At 74.4% G+C, this 5,162-nt stretch carries 4 protein-coding genes and 2 rRNA genes; 2 read left to right on the forward strand and 4 right to left on the reverse strand.

Going from position 1 to position 5,162, the window contains the following annotated elements:
• Positions 1–79: 79 nt before the first annotated feature.
• Entirely contained in the window at positions 80–1,207 is a 1,128-nt protein-coding gene (locus L1885_RS23220; protein ID WP_235799120.1) for an HAD-IIA family hydrolase, read from the reverse strand.
• Between the two features lie 71 nt (positions 1,208–1,278).
• Here L1885_RS23220 and L1885_RS23225 point away from each other — a divergent pair, with 71 nt between their 5' ends.
• The gene (locus L1885_RS23225; RefSeq protein ID WP_235799121.1) at positions 1,279–2,553 is read left to right on the forward strand and encodes a DUF1015 family protein; all 1,275 of its coding nucleotides are present in this window, start codon (positions 1,279–1,281) and stop codon (positions 2,551–2,553) included.
• A 121-nt stretch (positions 2,554–2,674) separates the two neighbouring features.
• On the opposite strand, the gene L1885_RS23230 is transcribed toward L1885_RS23225, so the two are convergent.
• The gene (locus L1885_RS23230) at positions 2,675–3,583 is read right to left on the reverse strand and encodes a tetratricopeptide repeat protein (protein ID WP_235799122.1); all 909 of its coding nucleotides are present in this window, start codon (positions 3,581–3,583) and stop codon (positions 2,675–2,677) included.
• Between the two features lie 111 nt (positions 3,584–3,694).
• On the opposite strand from L1885_RS23230, the gene L1885_RS23235 reads away from it, so the two are divergent.
• Positions 3,695–4,657, forward strand: coding sequence for a hypothetical protein (locus L1885_RS23235; RefSeq protein WP_235799123.1), 963 nt, complete (start codon positions 3,695–3,697; stop codon positions 4,655–4,657).
• Positions 4,658–4,812: 155 nt separating this feature from the next.
• Here the strand turns inward: L1885_RS23235 and rrf are convergent.
• Both rrf and L1885_RS23245 read right to left on the reverse strand, forming a co-directional pair.
• Positions 4,813–4,929 (reverse strand): 5S ribosomal RNA (gene rrf / locus L1885_RS23240).
• 109 nt (positions 4,930–5,038) lie between these two features.
• Positions 5,039–5,162 (reverse strand): 23S ribosomal RNA (locus L1885_RS23245); the annotation flags it as partial.

The following is a 5,162-nucleotide window of genomic DNA, read 5'->3' on the forward strand; positions in this document are numbered from 1 at the left end:
CGGCCCGTTCGCGTAGCCGGGCACCTGCCGCGAAGGCTGCCGCCCGGCGCCGGGCCGCGCCGGGCCGCGCACTCGGGGCTCACCGGCGCAGTTGCTCCAGGGCCTTGCCCGGGTCGAGGTCGCACGAGCCGTCGCCCGCATGGGCCCAGGCCGCCGCGCACAGCGCGCGCAGGCCGTCCATGGCCTCCCGGTCCGGATCGCGGTCGCCACCGGTGGCTCCACGGCCGCCGCCGTCGCTGCTCGCCTTGTTCCCCGGAGCGTTCCCGTCCCCGTCTCCGTCGGTGGAGCCCCGGTGGAGTACGAGTTCCCCGCCGGTGACCTCGGCGCTCCAGCGCCCGCACCGGAAGCCGCCGTCGGGCTCCGCTCGCACCTCGGGCTGCGCGGAGAGCAGACCGCGCAGGTCGGCGTCGACGTACGTGGGCCGGTGCCGCGGCTCGGCGGCGAGCAGTTGCCGCGCGTCGGTCACGCCGGTCAGGACGAGCAGGGAGTCCACGCCCCCGTTGAACGCGCCCTCGATGTCCGTGTCGAGCCGGTCCCCCACCACGAGCGGCCGCCGCGCCCCGGTGCGCAGCACGCTCTCGCGGTGCATGGGCGGCAGCGGCTTGCCCGCGACCTGCGGCTCGGCCCCGGTCGCGATCCGTACGACCTCCACCGCCGCGCCGTTGCCGGGCACGATGCCGCGCGGGCTCGGGATCGTCAGGTCCGTGTTGGACGCGAACCAGGGCGCACCCGCGTTGATCGCCGCGCACGCCTCCCAGAAGCGCCGCCACGCCATGTCGGGGCCGCCGTATCCCTGCGCCACCGCGACCGGGCCGTCGTCCGCGGACTCGACCGGGACGAGGCCGCGCTCGCGCAGCGCCAGGCGGAGTCCCTCCCCGCCGACGACCAGCACCTTCGCACCCTCGGGCACCTGCTCGGCGATGAGGCGGGCGACGGCCTGCGCGGAGGTGATCACGTCCTCCGCGTCGGCGGGCACGCCGAGTTCGCCCAGGTGCTCCGCGACCGCCTCCGGCGGCCTGAGCGCGTTGTTCGTGACATAGGCGAGGTGCATGCCCGCGGCGCGGGCCTCGTTGAGCGCGTCCACGGCGTGCTCCACCGCGTCGCCTCCGGTGTACACGACCCCGTCCAGGTCGAGCAGTGCCGTGTCGTACGCCTCGTTCAGGGGGCGTGCGCTGGCGCTCGGCCCGGTCCCGCTCTGCTCACTCATCAACACCGCGCTCCTCGTTCCGGCTGCTCACCCGATCATCGCTCATGTCCGCCCCCGCCTACGATGCACAGGTGGACACAACGGGTGCGGAGCGTGAGGGACTGCGGCTGGAGGCGTTCCGGGGGGTGCGCTACGTCCCGGAGCGGGTGAGCAGTCTGTCGGCGGTGACGTCACCGCCGTACGACGTGGTGGTGCGCCCGGACGGCCTGCACCACCTCGAGTCCGCCGATCCCCACAACATCGTCCGCCTGATCCTGCCGCAGGGCCCCACCGCGGCGAGCCGGCACCGGCAGGCGGCGCGGACGCTGGAGCGCTGGCTCGCGGAGGGCGTCCTGGCCGTGGACGAGCGTCCCGCCCTGTACGTCTACGAGCAGCGCGGCGACGGGCTCGTGCAGCGCGGTGTCATCGGGGCGCTGGCCCTGTCGGAGCCGGCCGACGGCGTGGTGCTGCCCCACGAGGACGTGATGGCGGACATCGTGGCGGACCGCGCCGACCTGATGCGGACCACGGCGACCAACCTCGAACCGCTGCTGCTGACCTACCAGGGCGGCGACGCCGATCCGGCGGCCGGTGTCCTCGACCGGGTGGGAGAGCGGGAGCCGCTGCTCGCCACCACCACGGAGGACGGGTTCGCGCACCGGTTGTGGTCGGTCACCGACCCGGCCGAGCAGGCCGAGATCGCCCGGGGACTGGCCCGCCACCAGGCGCTGATCTCGGACGGGCACCACCGCTGGGCGACGTATCTGCGGCTGCGCCGCGAGCACGGCGACGGCGGCCCCTGGGCGTACGGGCTGGTGCTGCTGGTCGACACGGTGCGCTACCCCCTGCGGGTGCGGGCCATCCACCGGCTGCTGCACGGCCTGCCCGTGGCGAAGGCCGTGGCGGCGCTGGACGGGGTGTGCCGCGTGCGGACGCTGCCCGGGGACCTGGACGAGGCGCTGCGGGCCCTGGCCTCCGCCGCGGCGGACGGCAACGCGTTCCTGCTGGCGGGCGACGGCCGTTTCCACCTGGTGGACCGCCCGGATCCCGCTCTGCTGGCCCGGACCGTCCGCGCCGACCGGCCGGAGGGGTGGCGGCGGCTGGACGCGACGGTGCTGCACAGCACGCTGCTGGACGCCGTGTGGAGGGTGCCGGACGCGCCGGAGGCCATCTCGTACATCCACGACACGCGGGCCGCCGTCCGCAAGGCGGAGCAGGACGGCGCTACCGCCGTGCTGTTGCACCCCGTCCGCGAAGAGGTGGTGCGCGACCTGGCCCGGCAGGGCGTCACGATGCCCAGGAAGTCGACGTCGTTCGGCCCGAAGCCCGCGACCGGCCTGGTCCTGCGCACACTCGGCGACGGCTGACGCGGCGCGGCGGCCGCATCGGGGCGGGGCGGCCGGTCCGCGGCTCCGGGCCCGACATGAAAAAACGGGTGAGGGCCCGCGCGCTCGGCGCGCGGGCCCTCACCCGTTCTGATCGCTGCGGTCAGTCGTCCTCGGCCGCGGTACGCGGGGAGGTCCGGGGCGCGTCGGTCCCGCTCTCGGCCCCGGTCTCCTCGCGCGCCTCGCCGTCGGAGTCCTGGGAGTCGGCGTCCTCGGCGTCGGCGTCCTCGGCGTCGGACTTTGCGACGACGGCCTCGTCCGAAGAGATCTCGTCCGGGACGATCTCGTCGGCGACGTCCTGCTCCTCGGCGGGTACGTCGGCCTCGGCGTCCGCGTGGGCACGGTCCGTGCCGGCGCCGGCGTCGTCCCGCTCGTCGGTCTCCATCGCGTCGACGAACTCGATGCCGTCGAGCTCGGCGAGCCGGTCGGAGGCGTCGGTGCTGCCGTCCTTGTCCGCCTCGTTGGCCCGGGAGAACCAGTCGCGCGCCTCGTCCTCGCGGCCCGCGGCGAGCAGCGCGTCGGCGTAGGCGTAGCGCAGCCGGGCGGTCCACGGATGGACTGCGTGGGAGGCGAGTTCGGGGCTCTGGAGGGTGACGATGGCCGCGTCGAGCTGTCCCATGTCCCGGCGTGCGCCGGCGGCGACGAGCCGCATCTCGACCTGGCCGGCCTTGTCCAGCTTCTGCACCTCGGGCTCCCCGGCCATGGCGAGCGCGCGCTCGGGCCGGCCGAGGCCGCGCTCGCAGTCCGCCATGACGGGCCACAGGTCGACGTTGCCGGTCATCCGCCGGGCCGCCCGGAACTCGGCGAGCGCCTCGGAGTACTTCTGCGTGGCGTACGCGGCGAAGCCGGCGGCTTCGCGCACGGCCGCGACGCGGGAGGCGAGGCGGAGCGCCACGCGGGAGTACGCGTAGGCCTGCTCGGGGTCCTCGTCGATGAGCTGCGCGACCATGACGAGGTTGCGCGCCACGTCGTCCGCGAGCGTCTTGGGCAGGCTCATCAGCTCCTGCCGCACGTCCTTGTCGATCTCCTCACCGGTGACCTCGGGCGGGATCGGCAGCCGGCGGACCGGCTCGCGCTCCCCCCGGTCCCGGTCCCGGTCGTCACGCCGGCCGAAGCCGCCGCCGTGCCGGTCGTCGCGCCTGTCGTCACGCCGGAAGCCGCCACGGTCGTCACGACCGCCCCGGTATCCACCGCGGTCACCGCCGCGCTCGCCCCGGTCGTCGCGACGGCCGAAGCCGCCGCCCGCGGGGCGTCCGCCCCGGTCCCTGTCGTCACGGCGCGCGAAGCCGCCACCGGGGCGTCCGCCCCGGTCGTCGTCGCGGCGCGGAGTGCGCGGACGGTCGCTGCCGCGGTCGTCACGGCGGAAGGCCGGGCGGTCCCCGCTCCGGTCGTCACGGCGCGGCGCGGGACGGTCGTCGCGGCGGAACGCCGGACGGTCGCCGCCCCGGTCGTCACGGCGGGGAGCCGGACGGTCGTCACGGCGGAAACCGCCACGGTCTCCGCCGCGGTCGTCACGGCGGTCGTCGTTGCGCTCGTCCCGACGGAAGCCGCCGCGCTCGCCGCCCCTGTCGTCACGCCGGTCGTCGCGGCGGAAGGAGGGGCGGTCGTCCCTGCGGAAGGGCGGACGGTCGTCGCGGCGCCCGAAGCCGCCCCGGTCCCCGTCGCGGTCGTCGCGGCGCGGGGCGGGACGGTCGTCGCGGCGGAAACCGCCACGGTCGCCCCCGCGGTCACGATCGTCACGTCCACCGCGGAACCCGCCGGAGCCACCGGGGCGGCCGCCCCTGTCGTCGTCACGGCGGTAGGAAGGCCGGCCACCGCGGTCGTCGTCGCGGCGGGGAGCGGGACGGTCGTCGCGGCGGAAGCCACCACGGTCGCCGCCGCGGTCACGGTCGTCACGGCCGCCGCGGAACCCGCCGCGGTCGTCGCGGCCGCCGCGGTCGTCACGACGCGGAGCCGGACGGTCGTCGCGGCGGAAGGAGGGGCGGTCGTCCCGGCGCCCTCCGAAGCCGCCGCGGTTGTCACCGCTGTTCCCGCGGCGCGGCTCGCGCTCGGGACGGTCGTCGGAGGATGTGGGGGACATCGCTGAAACTCCTGTCTTCGGGCATCGTCGTCGGTTCGGATGCCACATCAATCGTCGCGCAGCCGACCGGCCGGTGCGCGGAGGTACACATGTCGTGAAGATCGCAAAAAAAAGGACCCGTAGTCCAGCTTGAATGCTGGACCACGGGTCCCTGAAAAATTGTTCGGCGGCGACCTACTCTCCCACAGGGTCCCCCCTGCAGTACCATCGGCGCGGTAAGGCTTAGCTTCCGGGTTCGGAATGTAACCGGGCGTTTCCCCTACGCTATAACCACCGAAACCCTATTGGATCGGCGAACAAGCACTCTTTTCAATTGAGTACTGCATGGTGCGTTCACCGGCAGCGACTGTTCGCAATCCGGGAACCGCACAGTGGACGCGAGCCTCTATGGACAAGCCCTCGGCCTATTAGTACCGGTCAACTCCACCAGTCACCTGGCTTCCATCTCCGGCCTATCAACCCAGTCGTCTACTGGGAGCCTTACCCCATCAAGTGGGTGGGAGTCCTCATC

It is taken from the genome of Streptomyces fuscigenes (assembly GCF_021556455.1).
Classification (GTDB): domain Bacteria; phylum Actinomycetota; class Actinomycetes; order Streptomycetales; family Streptomycetaceae; genus Streptomyces; species Streptomyces fuscigenes.

Excerpts from the sequence above, each read along its gene's own strand:
- L1885_RS23220 (WP_235799120.1), bottom strand. The coding sequence starts at position 1,207 with ATGAGTGAGCAGAGCGGGACCGGGCCGAGCGCCAGCGCACGCCCCCTG.